Source organism: Egibacteraceae bacterium (assembly GCA_040905805.1).
Taxonomy (GTDB): Bacteria; Actinomycetota; Nitriliruptoria; order Euzebyales; family Egibacteraceae; genus DATLGH01.
This window is the reverse complement of record JBBDQS010000084.1, coordinates 1-17,651: the sequence shown is the minus strand read 5'-3', so window position 1 is coordinate 17,651 and position 17,651 is coordinate 1. Positions and strand designations below refer to the sequence as shown.

Genomic DNA, 17,651 nt, shown 5'->3' with positions numbered 1-17,651 from the left:
TTCTCCGCTGTGCTGGGTGTGGCGGTCGCGCAGCGACCGCCATGGAGGAACTGAGCCGTACCGGCTGCCGCGTCCGGTACAGGTGACGCGCCAGACGGTTCCGGGCCGCCGCGCCCGGACGCCGCCGGCGCTGGGGAGAGCTGAGACGTGCATCGGCGAGTCGAGCGTCGCGCCCGACCGTCAGGGATTCTCACCGGGCGGGGCCCGGTTGGCAAGGGGCAGCCTGTCGAAGCCCGGCGGGCGAGCGAGCCTGCTCTCGCGCTAGCGCCATCACGGCGCGGGATCGACCCCGCCCAGTCGTGGTGTTTTGAACAGTATCGCGTCGGAGTGCACGTGCACTACACTGGCACGAACCAGAGAGGTTGCGATGCCGGCAGCCAAGTCCTTTCGCCTTCCCGAGGAGCTCACGGGTCGGCTCGCGCGCAGAGCCGCGGACGAGGCGCTGTCCCAGACCGAGCTGGTCGTGGCGCTGCTTGACGAGGGCCTCAAGACCCGCGCGTTCCCCGGGATCGTGTACCGAGAGGGCCCCACCGGTCGGCGTGCAGCGCTGGCGGTCGGCCCCGACGTGTGGGAGGTGATCGGCACGGTCACGCACGTGTCTGGCTCAGGCGAGCGCAAGGTCGCCAACACGGCCAGGATGCTGTCGCTGGACGAGCGCTGGGTGCGGCTGGCGATCGAGTTCTACAGCGCGTTCCCCGACGAGGTCGACGCACGTATCGCTGCCAACGAGGAGGCAGCCGAGCTGCTGCGGGCGCGCGCCGCGCGCCGTGAGCGCCTCCTGGCGTGAAATGGTTGATCGACGAGATGTTCCCGGCCGCGGTCGCGGCAGAGCTCGAAGACCGGGGGCACGGAGCGCGCGCGGCTGTGCACGACCTGCGCGGGCTGACCGACGCGCAGCTGCTGGACGTCGCGGTGGCCGAGGGGCGCGTGCTCGTCACGGAGAACGTGGTCGACTTCGCCCGGTTGCTGCAGGTCCGTCAGGGCGAAGCGGGCGTCGCAGCAGTCGTTCTCGCGCTGAAGTCGGGGCTACCACGCGATCCCGCGCGTCTCGCCCGGGCGCTGGCCGAGCGTCTCGATGCGTGGGCCCGCGACCATCGCGACCCGTTCCCCACCGCCTACTGGCTCTGATCCCCGGCGGTCATGTGGGCTGGCGGCATGGCGCCGCGGTGCGGTGCTTGAACCGTGCCTTGGCGGCGGCCTTGGCCACCGGCTTGGGCGCGTGCGCCGCCAGCGCGTCGAGGACCAGCGAAACGTCCGGGTGCTCGTGCCGCCACAGCTCGGCCACGATCGCGTGTTGACGGTCGGCGGGGATTGCGGCAGCGAACGCCTCAGTCATGGCCTGCGGGCCGCGGCCGGCCAGCAGCAGGCCGAGGTTGTCCATCAAGACCGCCACCATGTCGTCGGCGTCCAGCGGCCGGGACTCCTCGAACCCGCGCTCGGTCAGCCACATGGCCGCGTACGCCCGGCAGGCGGGATGCTCGTGCAGGCGGCGCACGGCCGTACCTCGAAGCCTCCCCGCCGCAGCAGGTCCCGCACGAACCACCTGCCCAGCGGCGCCAGCTCGACCTGGTCGCCGGTGACCTGGACCGCACCGGCCTGCGCCAGGCGGTCCACGAGCAGGCGCACAGAGCCGGGCAGTGCCCTGACCATCGTGGTGTGCTGCAACGCGGTCACGTCGGACAGGTCGAAGGATTCCTCGATCTCGGCGCGGGCCTCGTCGGCGAGGTCGCCGGGTGACGCCGGCCCGTGGGTGTGCAGACCCGCGAGCAGCACGCCGGCGATCTCGTCGAGCGGCTCGGCCCAGAACGGCACCCAGCCGGTCATCCCGGCGCTGGTCACCCCCATGGCCAGCAGGGCGATGGTCGCTTGGTGCCAGGCGTCGAGCGGCGCGGTGGTCAGCAGGTCCGCCGCGTCGCCGGGCACGACCGTGGGGCCGTCGATCTCCAGGAAACCCGCCGCGAGCGCCCAGCGGAAGGCCAGCTCCACCGGGATCAGGTCTGCGGCGCTGCGCAGGCCGGCGAGCACCTCGGCGGGGACGTCAAGGGCGAGCAGGCCGGCGAGCTGCCTGGCGTCGTGCAGCCGCAGGTTGCCCGCCGCGGTCAGCCGACGACCGTCGCCGACCCAGGCGACCAGGGTCGCCAGCCGCACCGTCGCCGGCGCCGCGCCGGCGAGGCGGACCAGCGCCTCCTCGTCGGGCACGGCCAGGGGCGGCAGCGTCGGGCGCGGCCGGGGCTGCGCTGCGGCGACCTCGTTGAACCCCGCGATCCACTGCTGCACCGCGCCGTCGTCCTCCAGGTCGACGCCGTCGGCGAGCATGGCCGCGATCATCGACTTGCCCATGGCGAACCGTGACTCGTCGGCCATCGCCGCCGCCAGCCCCGGCTCGATCCGGTCGAGGGTGGCGAGCAGCGCCGGCAACGTGTCGCCGTCGCCGGCGAGCAGCCCGGCCTGGTCCAGCCAGGTGAAGAACGCCCGCAGCGTCGGGCACACCAACGCCACGTCCGCCTCGTCGGCGCAGACCTTGCGGGGAAACCACTCGGTGAGGATCTCGTCGAGGTCGCCCGCGCGCCAGCTGCCCACCCGCCCGTCCAGGGAGTCGGCCTTGAAGCGCAGCGCCTCGGCCACGGCCCACGCGACACCGGGCCGCTGCCCGGCCTCCATCCACTCGCCGAAGCGATCGAGCAGGGTTTGGCGGACCGCCTCGGACCCCTCCGGGTCCTCCGGCCACGTGTTGTGGGAGGCGTTGCTGGCGGCATCGTGCGGCCGATCCCGAGGTGGTATCGTTTCTGGTATGACGACCCAGATCACGGTCCGCCTTCCCGACGACCTCGTCGACTTCATCGATCGGCTCGTCACCGACGGACAGGCCAGTAGCCGGGCGGTCGTCGTTGCGCAAGCCCTCGCACGTGCGCGCCGGCGGGAGCGAGCGGCGCGTGACGCCGCCATCCTGGTCCGAGCCGAGGCCGATGACGATCTCGACGGTCTCGCCGAGTTCACCCGCCGCACGGCTCTGGACGACCTCGACTGATGCGGCCGATCCACACCGCACAGCTCGACAAGGCCCGACCCGTCCTCGTGCTCACCCGTGAGGCGGTCCGTCCACACCTCACGCGCGTGACCGTGGCCCCCATCACCAGCACCGTCCGAGGCCTGTCGACGGAGGTGGCGGTGGGACGGGACAACGGGCTCGAACGTGAGGGTGTGGTCAGCTGCGACAACGTCGTGACCGTGCCGCGCTCGGCGCTCGGCCAGCAGATCGGCTGGCTGTTCCCTGAGCAGGAGGCCAAGCTCGCAGACGCGATCCACACCGCGTTCGATCTGGCCTGACGGCGAGCAGTTCGGCGGCCCAGCCAGGTGCAGAACGCCCGCAGCGTCGGGCACACCAACGCGACGCCTGCCCGGTCGGCACAGACCGGCCGGGGGTTGTGGGAGGCTGCTCGGGCGCTATCGTGCGGCCATGGTCGACGTGCTCGACGGCCTGCCCGAGGACCCGCGGCAGGTCATGGCTGCGCCGCCGCCCCGCGACAAGGCGCTGGTCGAGCTGCGGCTGACCTGGCCGGGCCTGGTCGACGCCGAGGCGCGCGCGGCTCACGCGGCTGCGGGTGTTCGTGCTGACCTGGGACCCGCTGCACCCTCTCGAGCGGTTCGACCCTGCGTGGGCGATCGCCAACGGCGACGGTGACGACTACGAGATCGTGGTGTACGTGCCGCTGGCCAACGCCCTGGACCTGGCCGCCATGGACCAGGGCCGGGTCGTGGATGTGCTGGCGGCGCTGGGCGAGTCCGCGGTGCGGGTCGGCGCGCGCCACGAGGTCCTGCTCGCCGCCGGCGTCTACCCGCCAGCGGTCGCCAACGGTGAGGTGGCGGGCCTGTTGAGCGACCCGGTGGCCGAGGTGCCCGACGCCCCGGAGCTCCCGCGCTTTCCGCCGCCGGCGGTCGCGCTCGTCTCCCCGGTTTGGGAGCCGATTGGTCTCGGCGCGATCACCGACGCCGCCCAGGACGCGTTCGGCCCGGTGGACCTGGACCGCTGCCCCGTGCAGCTGAGCGCACAGGCTCGCCAGGCCGGCTGCCCCGCGTGCGCCGGACAGACCTTCGGCTTCCCCGCCGACCTCGGCGAGGCACAGGCGACGATGTGCCCGGCGCACGACAGCGAGGCGGCGGCAGTCACCCAGGAGCGGCTTGCGCGTGCCGCCGCGAGCAACGCCGACGGTTGGGCCGCCGTCGTCCAGGCCTGCCTGGCGATCGATCGACCGGCGCCGACGTGGGACCTGCGCCGGCGTTTGCGCGCCACCCTCGACCGCGTGGACCCCGGATGGCCCACGCCCGGCGGTCCCGCCTACGCGGCGTTCGTCGAGGAGGTGGGCGCCGACGCTGACCTCGTCGTCGCGCTCGCAGCCGACCACGCCGGGGACAACGGCGGCTTGGATGACTGGCTCAGCGGCGACTGGGACCGGGACCGGCAACTGCGCGACTGGCTCGCCGACCTGCTGCCCCGTCTGGCGCACGCCGGGCTGACCGAGCTCCTGCACGACCAGCCCGGCCGAGTGAGTGACGCGCGCGCCGCCCGCGCGGAGCTGGCGGAGTGGAGCCGCCGCCACGGCTGGATCTCTGCCACGCCGACCCCAGCGGCCACCGCCACGGACACTGAGCTGGCCCCACAGGTCCCCGAACCCGCCGCGACACCACCGCACGTGCGGCGGGTCAAGGTCGGGCGCAACGACCCGTGTCCCTGCGGCAGCGGCCGCAAGCACAAGCGCTGCTGTGGTGACCGCGCCTGACCACGTCCCCCAGCTCGAGGCGGACACCGCCGACGATCGCAGCGGGCATCAAGCGACAGGTCTCGCCTGGACGCGTCGGGAATCCAGATGCGGCATTCTGTCGGGCACGGCGAAGACCACTATGAGCGTGCGAAAGAAGTCCGGCTGCCCTCGAACCGCAGGCAGCCAGCTTGGCCCGGCTGCCTCGAGGTCCGTACGAACGAGCAAGGAGCACTGCGATGCCAGACGAACCTCTGCCCACAGGGTCGTTGGCCACCGCGGCATGGGTGCTGGTTGGCATGACGCGCAACGTGCCCGGCATCCTCGCGACCGACGGGCAGCGCCTGACGTTCGCGTCGGCCGAGGAGGTGCTGCTCGACTCGCCGATGGAGGAGATCAGCGAGGTCGTGTTCCCCTGGTACTACTTCGGCGGTGGCTGCAAGCTGCGCGTGGGCGACGAACGGATCCGACTGTCGTTCGTCCGCCCGAACAACGCCCCGGACGCCACGGACACCACCCTGAACGCGGCGCGCGACCGCGTGCTCGGCAGCCTGCCCGGCGGACAGCTGCACAGGGCTGTCGGCTCCCTGCGCGACATCGGCAAGGGCCGAGCAGCCGGCAAGGCGTGGCGGTCGGTCCTGACCGGCAGCGGCGTCGGATGACAGCGTTGCCCTTCTGCACCCTCGTGACCGGGCGAGGATCAGGTGCCGCGGGCCCGCTCGTGATAGACCCAGGCCATGGGCACCGACGCGCAACAGCGCCTCGAGCAGCGGGTGATCGCCGCGGCCGAGGACGCCCTGGCCAGGCAGCAGTACGTGAGCGCCATCGACGTGCTGGTCGGCATCGGCTGGCTGCGCCCCACCCACGTCAAGGACTGGCGCGTCGGCCGCGTGCCCTACCTCGAACGGGTCGTGCAGGCCAACCTCGCCAAGATCTCCCGGGCGATGAAGGTGTTCCGGCGCTGGGCCCGCGACCGTGGCCTGACCCCCAGCGAGACCGCCTACGTGGCGCGCACCCGCGACCGTCGCAAGCTGCAGTTCAGCAAGAGCGGCAAGCCTGCCATCGAGCAGGCCTACCGCACCCACTGGGTGTCGCCGAAACTGTCAGAGCGCAAGCGTGAGCGGCTCGCCGAGCGCTAGCGCCCGCAGTCGGATCGTGCTCCAGGCCAGCTGCCGGGGGGCCGGGCGGCTCCCGGTGCGGGCCGGTCGGGCCAGGTGGGTAGAGTGGTCCGCCCTCGAACCTCGAGCCGACTGATGGGAGCGGCGTGCGCATGCGACTGCCGGGGTGGAGCCGTCCGCTGCGGCCCCCGCTCGTGCTGGCCGCCGACCTGTCGCGTCCGGTCAGCGACGAGCCGGCGGCAAGCCCCCTGGCCCGGCTAATGGCCGCGCGCCACCCGTCCCTGCGCGACCTGGTCGACACGCTGGCCGAGGCCGCCGACGACGACCGGGTGCGCGCCCTGGTCGCGCGTGTGGACCGGCCCGCCGAGACCTGGGCGCACGCCGAGGAGCTGCGCGGCGCCGTGGCCGCGTTCCGGCGCAGTGGCAAGCGCGCGGTCGCGCACGCGCAGTCGTTCGGTGAGGCCGGCGACGCCACGCTGGCCTACTACGTCGCGGCGGCGTTCGACGAGATCCACCTGCAGCCCACCGGCGATGTCGGGCTCGTCGGCCTGGCCGCCGAGGTGCCGTTCGTCGCCGAGCTGCTCGACAAGCTCGACGTCGAGCCGCAGGTCGACCGCCGCCACGAGTACAAGAACGCCGCCAACCTGCTCACCGAGCGCGGCTTCACCGACGCCCACCGCGAGGCGGTGGACCGCATCGTGGCCTCCCACCACGAGCAGCTGGTCGCCGCGATCGTCGCCGGCCGTGGCGTCGACGGGCAGCAGGCCGCGGCGCTGATCGACCGGGGGCCGCTGGCCGCCGCCGACGCGCGGACCGCGGGTCTGGTCGACCGGCTGGCCTACCGCGACCAGACCGTCACCGACACCAAGGCGGCAGCCGGCCCCGGCGCCCGGCTGGTGACCAGTCAGGCCTATGGCTCCACCCGCCGCCGGCGGCGGACCCTGCGCCCCCGGCGGGCCACGACGGTCGCGCTCGTGCACGGCCACGGGGGCATCCAGGTCGGGCGCAGCCGGCGTTGGCCGCTGGGCGCGACGATGGGCGCGGACACCGTCGTGCTCGGGTTCCAGCAGGCCATCCGCGACCGGCGGGTGCGTGCGGTGCTGTTCCGCGTGGACAGCCCCGGCGGGTCGGCGGTGGCGTCCGACGCGATCTGGCGGGCGGTCGTGCGTGCCCGGCAGGCCGGCAAGCCCGTGGTGGTGTCGATGGGCTCGGTCGCCGGCTCCGGTGGCTACTGGGTGTCGCTGGGCGCCGACCGCATCGTGGCCGCCCCCGGCACGATCACCGGGTCCATCGGCGTGGTGGCCGGCAAGCTCGTCACCAGCGGGCTGCGCCAACGGCTCGGGGTGACCGCCGACGAGGCGCACCGCGGCGCCAACGCGCTCATGTTCTCCAGCAACCAGCGCTTCACCGAGGCCCAGTGGGAGCGGATGCAGGGGTTCCTCGACCGGGTCTACGACGACTTCGTCGACCGTGTCGCGCAGGGCCGCGACCTGACCCGCGAGCGGGTCCACGAGCTCGCCCGCGGTCGGGTGTGGACCGGAGCTGACGCCGCCGAGCGCGGCCTGGTCGACGACCTCGGCGGCTACCCGCAGGCGCTGGCGGCGGTGCGTGACCTGCTCGGCCTCGACCCGGCCGCACGGCTGCGCCTACGGGTGCTGCCACGCCAGTCGCTGCCCGAACGTCTCGGCCTGCGCCAGCCCCCACCCGAGGAGGCGCGCGCGCTGGCCGCCGCGGCCGGCGCGGGGCTGCGGCTTGCCGGGCTGCGCGAGGACGGTGCGGCCCGGATGCCCGAGTGGGCCACGCGCCTGGGCTGACCGCGGGGCTGCGCACGTCGCGGACGGCCGGGCCGGGCCGGGCCGGGCCGGGCCGGGCCGGGCCGGGCCGGGCCGGGAAGCATTGCGCAGCCCCCGCGGTACGCGGTGCGGGCGCGGTCAGCACCGGCCACTCGACGGGGCCGGGGGCCTCGACGCGGCCTGGCGCGGGCTGTTCGACGCACCGGCGGTGGTCGACGAGCTCGGGGAGACCCTGGCGCTGCTCCGCGAGCGGATTGCGCGGCCGTCGATCCCGCCGCCCGACGCCGAGGTTCCCTGCCGCTGCACGCGACGACGCGGTCAGCGGCGAGCTCGCAGCAGGTAGTCGACCTCGACCATCACGGTGACCGGCACCACCAGGGTCGAGTCGGCGTCGGTCGTCGGCGTCGACCTCCGCAGCCGCATGCGAGGCGAAGCGCCGGCCGGCCCGGTGGCGGAGTGCGTCGTCGAGCAGGTCGTTGACCAGCGCGCTGATGGTCACGCCCAACCGACCGACGACGGGCCGGTCCCACGCGACTGCTGGACGCACCCGGTGTCGGGGTGGTCGGCTCGCGCCACGTGGACGACGCCGGCGCGGATGTGGCCCGGCAGGTCACTCGGCTCGCCGCTGAGCGGAGCGACGTGCTCGTCTCGGGCGGCGCCAAAGGCGTGGATCAGGTCGCCATGTCCGCGGAAACGCGAGGGCGCGCAACGCGATCATCGACGTCCTCGCGCGAATCACGCTGGTCGTCGCCGCCGACGCCCACCGTGGGCTGCCCACGGACCCGCCGCTGGGAGTTCTCAGACCTCCTCGGTGGGCAGCGCCCGGTAGGCGGGGACGAGCACGTCGTCGAGGGGGACACCGCGCACGGTAACCTCCGGTGGGTCGAGCTGGCGCAGCAACGCGTCGGCGACCGAGCCGGGCCGAGGCCGGCCGCGCAGGTCGGGCAGCGGCGCCGGCGCCTGCCAGAACCCGTCGGCCCAGTCGGCCAGCGGCGGGCCGGCCACGGTCGGCCAGGCGTCGTCGTCAGCGGTCGCCGCGGGGGGCGGCGCTCCGCCGCCACGGCGGGCGCGCAGGCCGGCGAGCAGCTCGTCCTTGCCGCGCCCACGCCAGGCGAAGATCAGGAACGGGTCGTCGTCGAACGCCTCGGCGAGCAGGTAGTACACCGCGGCGACGTGCTTGCACGGGTTGGCCCAGTCCGGACACGAGCAGGCGGTGTCGAGGTCGTCGGAGGTCGCGGGGAACAGCGTGAGGTCGCAGGCGGCGAACGCGTCCTCGACCGCGGTGGGCATCTCGCCGGCGAGCAACGTGGCGAGGAAGATCGCCCGGCCGGCGAGCTCGCCCTCAGCGCGGTCCCAGTCCGCGGCCGACAGCTCCGCCACCCCGACCAGCACCCGGTAGGGCCGCGCCCGCGACCCCTGCACGAGGGCGGTGACCTGGCCGGCAGCGACCTCCAGCGACGTGACCTGCCCCTTGCGCGCGTAGGTGCGCCCGCGGGCCAGCCGCGGGCCCATCCCGAAGGACTCCAGCACGGCGACGAAGCGCTGCGACCACCACGACCGGCCGATCGCGCCACGCTTGCTGCGTGCGGCCAGGCCGCCCTCGACCGGCCGGGGCCGCGACGGGGGCGGGAAGGCGCCTGACTGCGGCTTGCGGTGACGGGCCACGGCTCAGCCCACCGCCTGGGCCGACAGCGCCACGACCTGGCGCAGCTCGGCGGTGGACAGCTCGGTCAGCCACGCTTCGCCGGTGCCCACGACCCGCTCGGCCAGCGCCTGCTTCGCCTCGATCATCTCGTCGATGCGCTCCTCCAGGGTGCCGGTGCACACCAGCTTGCGCACGAGCACGGTGCGGCGCTGACCGATGCGGAACGCCCGGTCGGTGGCCTGGTTCTCCACCGCCGGGTTCCACCAGCGGTCGTAGTGGATCACGTGGTTGGCGGCGGTGAGGTTCAGCCCGACGCCGCCGGCCTTCAGCGACAGGACGAACAGCGGCGGGCCGGCCGCGGACTCGAAGCGGGCGACCATGGTGTCGCGGACCTTCTTGGGGGTGCCGCCGTGCAGGTAGGCGACGTCGCGGCCGAGCCGGCTGCGCAGGTGCTCGGCCAGCCGCGCGCCCATCTGGGCGAACTGGGTGAACACGAGGGCCTTCTCACCGGCGTCGAGCACCTCGTCGACGAGCTCGTCGAGGCGCGTGAGCTTGCCCGAGCGCCCGGGCAGCGTCGAGTCGTCGCCGAGCAGCTGCGCGGGGTGGTTGCACACCTGCTTGAGCCGCAGCATCGTCTGCAGGACCAGGCCCTTGCGGGCCATGCCGTCCTCCTCGTCGATGCGGGCGAGCATGTCGTCGACGGTCGCCTGGTACAGCGACGCCTGCTCGCGGGTCAGGGTGCAGTACTCCTTGGTCTCCAGCTTGTCGGGCAGGTCGGGCACGATCGCCTTGTCGGTCTTGACGCGCCGGAGCACGAACGGGCCGGTGATGGCCTTGAGCCGCTCGGCTGCGTCCTCGTCGCCGTCGCGCTCGATCGGCAGCGCGAACCGCTCCCGGAACGCCGTCGCCGGACCCAGGAAGCCGGGGTTGCAGAACTCCATGATCGACCACAGCTCGGCCAGACGGTTCTCCACCGGCGTGCCGGTGAGCGCGACCCGCTGGCGCGCCGGCAGCCCACGGATCGCCCGGGTCTGCTTGGCGGCGCTGTTCTTGATGTTCTGCGCCTCGTCGAGCGCGACCCGACCCCAGTCCACGTCGGCGAGCAGCGCGCGGTCCCGGTTGGCGAGGGCATAGGTGGTCAGCACGACGTCGCTGCGGCCCACCGCGTCGGCGAACGCCGCGCCGCGCAGCCGGTCGGTGCCGTGGTGGACAAGCACGCGCAGGTCCGGGGTGAACTTCACTGCCTCGCGCTCCCAGTTGCCGACCACCGAGGTCGGGCACACCAGCAGCGTCGGCGCCGGCCAGCGCCGGGACCGGGCGGTGAGCCCGTCGCGCTCGGCGGCCAGCAGCGCCAGCAGCTGGGGGGTCTTGCCGAGCCCCATGTCGTCGGCGAGGCAGGCTCCGAGGCCGAGCCGGCCGAGGAACGCCAGCCACGCCAGGCCCCGCTCCTGGTAGGCGCGCAGCGTGCCGGCGAACCCGGCGGGGGCGGTCATCGGCTCCAGGCGCTCGGCGGCCCGGCCGGCCAGCAGCGCGCCGAGGGTGCCGTCGCCGCCGGCGCCCACGACGGGCAGCCCGACACCGGCGTCGTCAACGCCCAGGCCGAGGCGCACGACCTCCCCGACGTCGGCGGTCACCGGGCCCTGCGTGCGCTGGCGCTCCATCAGCCCGACCGCACGGGCGAGGTCGTCGTGGCGCAGGGTCACCCACTGCCCGCGGACCCGCACGAGCGGGGCCTTGAGCCGGGCGAGCTCGCGCAACTCGGCTTCGGACAGGGTCTCGTCGCCGACGGCGACGTCCCAGCGGTACTCCGCGAGCCGCTCGAGGCCCAGCAGCCCCGAGGCCTGCTGGCCGCCGTCCTTCGGCGAGCTCGTGCGCAGCCGCACGCCGAGCCGGGCGGGGCGGCGCAGCTCGGCGGGCACCAGGACGCCGAAGCCGGCTTGCTCGAGCAGCGGGGTGCCGTCGGCGAGGAACCACAGCGCCTCGTCGGCGTCCAGGGCCAGGCCCTCAGGGCGGGCGACCTGCAGGGCGCGTTCGAGCTCGGGGTACAGGCGGCTGGCCCGGCCGAGGTCGGCGAGCAGGCGTTCCTGGGGCTGCTCGAAGCTGCGCTCGAGGAACCGCAGCGTCGCGTCGGCCTGCCACACCTCCGCTGCCGGGACGATCAGGGACGGGTCGTCGGTGGCCTGCAGGCAGAACTTGAGCTGCCAGGTCCCGCCGCCGGCACCGTCGGCAGCGTCGGCTGCCGCGTCCTGGTCGGCCGGTGGGCACAGGCGGAAGCAGGTGCGCAGCGGACCGGTGTCGACCGCACCCGACGCCCGCCACGCGTCGAGCTGCTTGGCGAGCAGGGCCACGTCGGTCGGGTCGGCGTGGACCGTGGCGTCGTCGGCGGTCAGCGCGGCCAGCCACGCCTCGGCGGCCGGCGAGCTGACCGCGCGTCGCGACCGGGGCAGGGCGACCCCACCGGCGGCGTGCACGGCGCTGCGGGCGGCGGCGTCGACCAGACACTGGAGCAGGCGACGGGCGAGGACCCCCGCGTCGACGGGGGCGGGACGGTGGGCGGGCGACGGGTCGCGCTGCTCGCCCGGCGCGAGGTGCTCGGCGCGGACCGCCGGCGGCATCGCAGCGGCGAGGCTCGCGACGTGTTCGCGATCCTCCGCCGACAGCACCGGCAGCCACCGTGCCTGGTGCCGGCCGGCTTCATCGACGCCAGCGCGGGTCACGCCGGGCAGCACCCGCCCGCGGGCCGTCAGCTCTGCGGCGAAGCGCGCCGCAGCGCTCAGCCACGCCAGGCTCGCGCCGACGCGGGGATCCTCGGCGCCGGGCAGCGCCCGCAGCACGTCCAGCGCCATCGGCGGCGCCGCGGCCAGGGCCGGGACCCGCCAGGCCCGCACGTCCGTGGGCTCGGCGGCGATCGCGGAGGCGCCCGGCAGGCCGGGCGAGGGCAGCGGCGACGCGCCCGCGCTCGGCACGTGCACGTCGAGCAGCCCGGCGTCGAGCCGCGCAACGACGCCGGGCCCGGCGAACCCCCCGATCACCTCGCGCAGGAGGTCGGACGGGGTGGCGTAGGGGTGGCGGGACGCCCGTCCGGCGGCGGGCCGGCGCCCGCGGGGACGCGGGAGGGCCGCGCCGTGCAGGGGTTGCTCGCCCCACAGCCGCAGGCGGTCGTCGTGCCCCCACAAGCCGTGCACCACCGTCACCGCGTGTCGCTCCCCATGTCGGCCCCACCGTAGTGCCTCGCGTCCCCGTGGCCCAGGATGTGCGACGGGGGGCCACAGGGGTGATCGTCGAGGGCTCTCACGTGCAGACCGGGCGACGCGGGCGCCTCACCGGGGGCCACCGCCCGGCTGGCACGAGCGGCAGCCGAGCTCGGCGCGGCCGGCGACGAGCGGACTGCCAGCGCCGCAAGCCGGGCAGGCTGGTGGGACGAACGCCGCGACGGGAGCGAGCAGCCAGGTCAGGGTGAGGCGGTGCGTCGCCGCGCCGCGTCGTATCTCCGCGGGCACGCGCAGCGCCGGAGCCCACACCAGATGCAGCCGGTAGGGGCGCAGCTCGTGGCGCGGGCGGAACGCCTCGTCGATCTCCCGCAGCCGGCGTGTTCGCTCGGCACGGGTGGCGTCGGCCTGGGCTTCGAGCAGCTCGCGGCGCTCGGCGTCGGCGGTCTCCTGCCGGCGCGCCAACACCTGGAGCGCGGCGGCGAAGTAGTCCTCGGCGCGGGCGCGCTCGGCCTGGCGCTCCTCCTCGGCCATGGCCGCAAGCCGGTCCCGGCGTGCGCGGGCCTGCGCCTCGGCGGCGTCGTGGGTGCGGGCGACCGCGGCGGCCAGGTCGGCCTCGTGGCGCGGATGGCTCGTGTCGGGCGCCGGCGACAGCGGGCTGACCCGCAGTGCCGCGCTGGCTCGGTCTTCCAGCGGCTGGCCGGCGCTGCCGTCCACCCACACCTCGACGCGCTCCTGGAAGCGTTCCTCCAGGGACAGCGTGTAGGTGGCCAGGGCGCCGAGCCGCACCAGCGGCGCGTAGCACGTGGCCAGCGGCCCGCCGAGGTCGAGTCGCCCGTGGGCGACGGGAAAGCGTTCCCGCGCGCGTTGCTGCAGGGCGCGGTGCGGCGGCCCCGGGGACGAGGGCCAGCGCAGCCAGGCGTTGCCGGCGTCGCCCCGGTCAAGCGTGGCCGTGGCCGCCCGGTCCAGGGCGGGGTGGCCGGGGATCAGCAGCTCCGCGCCGTCGTCGCGGGCAGCGTCAGGACAGGCGGTGACCACCGTTTCCTCCGGACAGCCCAGCGTCTGGGCAAGCGCCGGGGACAGGACCGCCAGGGCGGTGTCGCATCCGGGTTCGACCAGCCCCCCGGAACGCTCCACGTAGCGCAGCCAGAAGTCCAGCGCCGGCTCCATGGCCATGGCTACTGCCCGCCTTCCCCGCCGGTCAGCACGTCCACCTCTTCCCGGGTCGTCAGATGGTCACGGCGCGCGCGTGCGAGCTCCTCGCCGAGGGCGTCGAGCCGCGCGTCGAAGTCGGCGTCGTCGGTGCTCGCCACGTGGGCGGCGAACACCGCCTGCTCGAAGTCGAAGTCGTCCTCGACCCTGCCGAGGATCATGTCGAGCTCACCCACCACCAGCTCGAACAGGTGCACCTTGGCCTCGAGCACCCGCAGGATGCGGTCCTCGATCGTGCCGGCCGTGGCCAGGTTGGTCAACCGGACCTCCTCGGTCTGCCCGATGCGGTGCAACCGTCCGAGGCGCTGCTCGAGCGCCAGCGGGTTCCACGGCAGGTCGAAGTTGACCATCACGTGGCAGAACTGCAGGTTGCGGCCCTCCCCCGCCGCCTCCGTCGACAGCAGCACCGCCGCCTCGTCGCGGAAGGCGGCGACGACCGCGTCCTTGTCGCGACGGGTCAACCCGCCGTGGTAGACGACGGCGGGCAGCCCCGCGTCGGCGAGCAGGGACGCCAGGAAGGCCACCGTCTCCCGGTAGCCACTGAAGACCAGCGCCTTCTCCCCGCGCTGGCGACAGCCGCGGAGCACGTCGAGCAGCGCCGCGGCCTTCGCGGTCATCGCCACCCCTCGCGCGTCCGCCGCGAGGTCGTCCCAGCCGATGCGCTCCAGCGTCGCGGCCAGTGCCCGGGGGCTGGACCCGGCCAGCCGCTGCACCGCACGCAGCTGCAGCGCGCGCTGCGGTGGGGCGCCCCGGCCGTGCTGGCGCACCCGCTCGGACACGGCGGCGTACAGCCGCGCCTCGTCGCCTGCGGGACTGACCCGGCGTGTCGCGGCCAGCCGCGGTGGCAGCAGCAGCGCCACCTCGCTGCGGCGGTGACGCACCATCACCTCGCGCACGCGCGCGCGCAGCGCCGGCAGGTTGCGCGCCGCCAGGCCGGCGCCGTGGCGGGCGCGGAACTCCCGCGGGGTGCCGAGGTGGCCCGGACGCACCAGCGTGCACAGCTCGTACAGGTCGGCCAGCCGGTTCTCCACGGGTGTGGCCGACAGCAGCAGCAGGTAGCGGCTGTTCAGCGTGCGCGCCAGTCGTCCCGACGCGCTGCGGGACCGGCGCACCCGGTGCGCCTCGTCGACGATCACCAGATCCCACGGCTGCGCGACCAGCGTGTCGCGCAGCGGCTGGCGGCGGGCCGACGCCAGGGACGCCACGACGACGGGCGGCTCCCCCTCGTCCCCGGGCCGCCATTTGCCGGTGGCCACCTCGGAGGGCAGGGCGAACTTGCGCTCGAGCTCCTCCTGCCACTGGCCGACCAGCCCGGCGGGCGCCACGACCAGGGTGCGCGAAGCGAGACCGCGCAGGCGCAGCTCGGAGGCCACCAGGCAGGCCTCGATGGTCTTGCCCAGCCCCACCTCGTCGGCCAGGATCGCCCGGCCGCGCATCTGCCGCAGGACCCGCCCCGCGGCCCTCAGCTGGTAGTCGAACGGCTCGAAGCGCAGCCGCGGCAGCGACACGAAGACCTCGAAACCCGGCCGGGCCCACACCGCCACCGCGTCATCGACCAACCGTGACGTCTCCGCGTCCACCCGCTGCCCGCCGCTGACGGCGTCCAGCAGGTGCGCGTAGGCCCCGAGGTCAGCCCGAGCGGCGGACGGCGCGGACACCGGTTCGTCGCTGGCGGGAAGGGCGCTGGCCGTGGCGTGCTCGACGACCGCACCGCCCCGTCTTCCCGTGTCGCTGCGCCGTGTGCGGCTCTCCGTGGTCGTTGCCTGGCTCATGTCGTTCCTCACGTGGCGCAGCCGGCGGTCGTCCCACGGCGGGGCGACCGCTCGGGCTCGGACGCTGCGGTGTGGTCCATGGGCAACCTATCGAGGGGCTGTGACAGCCGCGCGTCCCCTGGCGGTGCGCACCTGTGGACGGTGCGCGCTGCCCCACCTGTGGACAACAGCGGGTCGGGCACCCGCCGCCGGCGATCTCCCGCGGCAGGCTGTGGACGGCATCGCCGGCGGTGTGGACCGCGGTGCCTCACCGTGTGGACCAGCCGTGGAAATGAAAAATCATGAATCTGTCCACGGAGCTCCGCCGACCGGCCAGCGTGCTGCAGCGAACGGCCCGGATAGCCATGCTCGCGCAGGAGGCCGCGCGCCGGGGCACGTCGGTGGCATCGCTGATCCGTGAGGCGATCGACCGGGTGTACGCGGGCGCAACCGCGGATCGACAGGATGCGGCCGCGGCGATCCTCGAGGCGAGCCCCATGCCCGTCGAGGACTGGGCTCCCATGAAGGCCGGGATGCTCGACGAGATGGCGGGCGAGCCCGGCTGATGGGCGGCCGCGCCCTCATCGACAGTGCGGTCTTCGTCTACGCCGTAGGCACCGACCATCCCTACCGTGAACCGTGCCGCCGCCTCGTCGAGGCCCTCGGGCAGGACGCGTTGCAGGGCGAGGCGAGCGTGGAGGCGGTCCAGGAGCTCCTCCACCAGCGGGTGCGGCGCACCGGCGACCGCGCCGGCGCGACGCGGTTGGCGCGTTGCGTCGCCGGCCTCTGCCCCCTGCACGACGTCACGGTGGCCGACCTGCGCACGGCTCTGGAGCTGTTCGCGCGGCACGACCGGCTTCAGGCCCGCGACGCGATCCACGCAGCCACGGCGGTCAACCGCGGCATACCCGTGATCATCTCCCCCGACCGGGACTTCGACGGGCTCCCCCATCTACAACGGGTTGACCCCGTCCAGGCGGCCGCGTCCATCCCACCCTAGGCTTGCGCAGGCCGCTCACCCAGCCCCGGCCGGCCACGTCTGTAGCGCGGCGCGGGCGAAGGCCACGCCGCGGGGGGTCGGCGACGCCCGTCCCGGCGCCCGGCGGTCGGTCAGGCCCCCGAGGCGGCGCAGCACCGCGGTGGTGTCCCAGGCGAGGTGGGCCGCTGTGCCGGCGGACAGTGGCGTGCGGTCGGCGTGGCGCCAGCCGAGGTCGGCGAGCACGTCGGCGACGAGGCCGTGGTGCTGCTCCTCGTCGGCCTCGGCGGCCACCGCGAGGAGGGTGACCAGGCTGGCGAGGCGCTGCGCCTCGTCGCGGGTGCGCGGCGGCATCCGCTCGGCGAGGTACCACCACAGCCCGGCCGGGTCGCCGCGCAGCGTGCGGCCCTTCGCGGTGAGCACCAGCCGGCCGCGGTGCTTGCGCAGCAGCCCTATCAGCTGGGCGGTCTCACGCAGGTGGAGCACCGGGACGGTGTGCTCTTCGCGGGTGGCCGCACCGATCCACTCCTCGGCGAGGTCGAGCTCGTCGAACAGGGCCTTGACGAGCGTGGGCGGCAGGTAGCCGGCCTTGGTGAGCGCCACGCCCTGGTCGCCGACGCGGGTGAGCAGGACGGCGAACGGGCGCGCCATCTGCGCGGCGACGTCGGCGTCGACGGTCGCCGCCTCGTCGAGGCGGGCCGCGGCGACGAGCGCGCGCAGCCGCCGGCGCACCGGCGCGGTCGTCACCGAGCCGAGCAGGTCGCCCAGCGCACCCGGGGGCACCTCGGCGCTACCTGTCGGCGCCGCTCCCGCAGAGGGGCCCGCGAAGCCGAGATCGTCGAGCCGGCTGTTGACCTCGTCGACCTCGAAGGGCACCGGGGGTCGGTCGGTGGGATCGACCTCGTCGCCGTAGAGCTCGGCGTGCTCGGTGATCGCCTCGTGGTGGTCGGGGTGAGCAGGGTCGCACGCGGCGGCGACGAGCTCGAAGCCGTACATCCCGCCGCAGTCCTCGGGCGGTCCGTCGCGCCGCCCGCCGGTGCACCGTGCCCGCGACGCGCCGGCCTCGCGCGGCACGACCGCTTCCAGACGGACCGTATGCGTCCAGTCATCACCGAAGTCGTAGGTGTAGAACAGCCGCTCGCCGGGGTCGACGAGCACCTCGTCGAGGCGCACCTCGTGGGCGGGTACGC

The 17,651-nt window shown here is 74.7% G+C and carries 17 protein-coding genes; 10 read left to right on the top strand and 7 right to left on the bottom strand.

Annotation, left to right across the window (positions count from 1 at the left end; genetic code table 11):
- Positions 1 to 367: 367 nt before the first annotated feature.
- Both WD250_09220 and WD250_09215 read left to right on the top strand, forming a co-directional pair.
- Positions 368 to 787: a hypothetical protein gene (locus tag WD250_09220; GenBank protein MEX2620389.1), complete on the top strand. Its 420-nt coding sequence runs from the start codon at positions 368 to 370 to the stop codon at positions 785 to 787.
- The gene (locus tag WD250_09215) at positions 784 to 1,128 is read left to right on the top strand and encodes a DUF5615 family PIN-like protein (protein ID MEX2620388.1); all 345 of its coding nucleotides are present in this window, start codon (positions 784 to 786) and stop codon (positions 1,126 to 1,128) included. The genes WD250_09220 and WD250_09215 overlap by 4 nt, the downstream gene beginning before the upstream one ends.
- Positions 1,129 to 1,138: 10 nt before the next feature.
- Here WD250_09215 and WD250_09210 read toward each other — a convergent pair whose 3' ends face one another.
- A complete protein-coding gene (locus tag WD250_09210) occupies positions 1,139 to 1,450 on the bottom strand; it encodes a hypothetical protein (GenBank protein ID MEX2620387.1) in 312 nt (103 codons plus the stop codon).
- The gene (locus WD250_09205) at positions 1,441 to 2,661 is read right to left on the bottom strand and encodes a hypothetical protein (GenBank protein ID MEX2620386.1); all 1,221 of its coding nucleotides are present in this window, start codon (positions 2,659 to 2,661) and stop codon (positions 1,441 to 1,443) included. The genes WD250_09210 and WD250_09205 overlap by 10 nt, the downstream gene beginning before the upstream one ends.
- 130 nt (positions 2,662 to 2,791) lie before the next feature.
- Here WD250_09205 and WD250_09200 point away from each other — a divergent pair, with 130 nt between their 5' ends.
- The 6 genes from WD250_09200 (at position 2,792) to sppA (ending at position 7,689) form a co-directional block, all read left to right on the top strand.
- Positions 2,792 to 3,028 (top strand): ribbon-helix-helix domain-containing protein, encoded by a 237-nt coding sequence (locus WD250_09200; GenBank protein ID MEX2620385.1) that lies wholly within the window; start codon positions 2,792 to 2,794, stop codon positions 3,026 to 3,028.
- The gene (locus tag WD250_09195; protein MEX2620384.1) at positions 3,028 to 3,327 is read left to right on the top strand and encodes a type II toxin-antitoxin system PemK/MazF family toxin; all 300 of its coding nucleotides are present in this window, start codon (positions 3,028 to 3,030) and stop codon (positions 3,325 to 3,327) included. The genes WD250_09200 and WD250_09195 overlap by 1 nt, the downstream gene beginning before the upstream one ends.
- A gap of 275 nt (positions 3,328 to 3,602) precedes the next feature.
- A complete protein-coding gene (locus WD250_09190; GenBank protein ID MEX2620383.1) occupies positions 3,603 to 4,778 on the top strand; it encodes an SEC-C metal-binding domain-containing protein in 1,176 nt (391 codons plus the stop codon).
- 218 nt (positions 4,779 to 4,996) lie between these two features.
- Complete coding sequence (locus WD250_09185) at positions 4,997 to 5,419, top strand: hypothetical protein (protein MEX2620382.1); 423 nt, start codon at positions 4,997 to 4,999, stop codon at positions 5,417 to 5,419.
- 75 nt (positions 5,420 to 5,494) lie between these two features.
- Positions 5,495 to 5,896, top strand: coding sequence for a hypothetical protein (locus WD250_09180; GenBank protein ID MEX2620381.1), 402 nt, complete (start codon positions 5,495 to 5,497; stop codon positions 5,894 to 5,896).
- 131 nt (positions 5,897 to 6,027) lie between these two features.
- Positions 6,028 to 7,689, top strand: coding sequence for a signal peptide peptidase SppA (gene sppA / locus WD250_09175; protein MEX2620380.1), 1,662 nt, complete (start codon positions 6,028 to 6,030; stop codon positions 7,687 to 7,689).
- A 777-nt stretch (positions 7,690 to 8,466) separates the two neighbouring features.
- Here the strand turns inward: sppA and WD250_09170 are convergent.
- The 4 genes from WD250_09170 to WD250_09155 form a co-directional block, all read right to left on the bottom strand.
- A complete protein-coding gene (locus WD250_09170; GenBank protein MEX2620379.1) occupies positions 8,467 to 9,333 on the bottom strand; it encodes an SWIM zinc finger family protein in 867 nt (288 codons plus the stop codon).
- Between the two features lie 3 nt (positions 9,334 to 9,336).
- Complete coding sequence (locus WD250_09165) at positions 9,337 to 12,507, bottom strand: DEAD/DEAH box helicase (protein ID MEX2620378.1); 3,171 nt, start codon at positions 12,505 to 12,507, stop codon at positions 9,337 to 9,339.
- 126 nt (positions 12,508 to 12,633) lie between these two features.
- A complete protein-coding gene (locus tag WD250_09160) occupies positions 12,634 to 13,698 on the bottom strand; it encodes a hypothetical protein (GenBank protein MEX2620377.1) in 1,065 nt (354 codons plus the stop codon).
- A gap of 2 nt (positions 13,699 to 13,700) precedes the next feature.
- Positions 13,701 to 15,506 (bottom strand): DEAD/DEAH box helicase, encoded by a 1,806-nt coding sequence (locus WD250_09155; GenBank protein ID MEX2620376.1) that lies wholly within the window; start codon positions 15,504 to 15,506, stop codon positions 13,701 to 13,703.
- A 281-nt stretch (positions 15,507 to 15,787) separates the two neighbouring features.
- Here WD250_09155 and WD250_09150 point away from each other — a divergent pair, with 281 nt between their 5' ends.
- Positions 15,788 to 16,051 (top strand): hypothetical protein, encoded by a 264-nt coding sequence (locus tag WD250_09150; GenBank protein MEX2620375.1) that lies wholly within the window; start codon positions 15,788 to 15,790, stop codon positions 16,049 to 16,051.
- The gene (locus WD250_09145; GenBank protein ID MEX2620374.1) at positions 16,051 to 16,485 is read left to right on the top strand and encodes a type II toxin-antitoxin system VapC family toxin; all 435 of its coding nucleotides are present in this window, start codon (positions 16,051 to 16,053) and stop codon (positions 16,483 to 16,485) included. The genes WD250_09150 and WD250_09145 overlap by 1 nt, the downstream gene beginning before the upstream one ends.
- 15 nt (positions 16,486 to 16,500) lie before the next feature.
- Here the strand turns inward: WD250_09145 and WD250_09140 are convergent.
- Positions 16,501 to 17,651, bottom strand: a 1,151-nt coding sequence (locus WD250_09140) for a plasmid pRiA4b ORF-3 family protein (protein ID MEX2620373.1), incomplete at its 5' end; no start/stop codon positions are given.

What these genes read in the sequence shown, in the direction of transcription:
- WD250_09220 (MEX2620389.1), top strand. Translation starts at nt 368, where the DNA reads ATGCCGGCAGCCAAGTCCTTTCGCCTTCCCGAGGAGCTCACGGGTCGG.
- WD250_09210 (MEX2620387.1), bottom strand. Translation starts at nt 1,450, where the DNA reads ATGTGGCTGACCGAGCGCGGGTTCGAGGAGTCCCGGCCGCTGGACGCC.
- WD250_09205 (MEX2620386.1), bottom strand. Translation starts at nt 2,661, where the DNA reads ATGGAGGCCGGGCAGCGGCCCGGTGTCGCGTGGGCCGTGGCCGAGGCG.
- WD250_09200 (MEX2620385.1), top strand. Translation starts at nt 2,792, where the DNA reads ATGACGACCCAGATCACGGTCCGCCTTCCCGACGACCTCGTCGACTTC.
- WD250_09195 (MEX2620384.1), top strand. Translation starts at nt 3,028, where the DNA reads ATGCGGCCGATCCACACCGCACAGCTCGACAAGGCCCGACCCGTCCTC.
- WD250_09185 (MEX2620382.1), top strand. Translation starts at nt 4,997, where the DNA reads ATGCCAGACGAACCTCTGCCCACAGGGTCGTTGGCCACCGCGGCATGG.
- WD250_09180 (MEX2620381.1), top strand. Translation starts at nt 5,495, where the DNA reads ATGGGCACCGACGCGCAACAGCGCCTCGAGCAGCGGGTGATCGCCGCG.
- sppA (MEX2620380.1), top strand. Translation starts at nt 6,028, where the DNA reads ATGCGACTGCCGGGGTGGAGCCGTCCGCTGCGGCCCCCGCTCGTGCTG.
- WD250_09160 (MEX2620377.1), bottom strand. Translation starts at nt 13,698, where the DNA reads ATGGCCATGGAGCCGGCGCTGGACTTCTGGCTGCGCTACGTGGAGCGT.
- WD250_09155 (MEX2620376.1), bottom strand. Translation starts at nt 15,506, where the DNA reads ATGAGCCAGGCAACGACCACGGAGAGCCGCACACGGCGCAGCGACACG.
- WD250_09150 (MEX2620375.1), top strand. Translation starts at nt 15,788, where the DNA reads ATGAATCTGTCCACGGAGCTCCGCCGACCGGCCAGCGTGCTGCAGCGA.
- WD250_09145 (MEX2620374.1), top strand. Translation starts at nt 16,051, where the DNA reads ATGGGCGGCCGCGCCCTCATCGACAGTGCGGTCTTCGTCTACGCCGTA.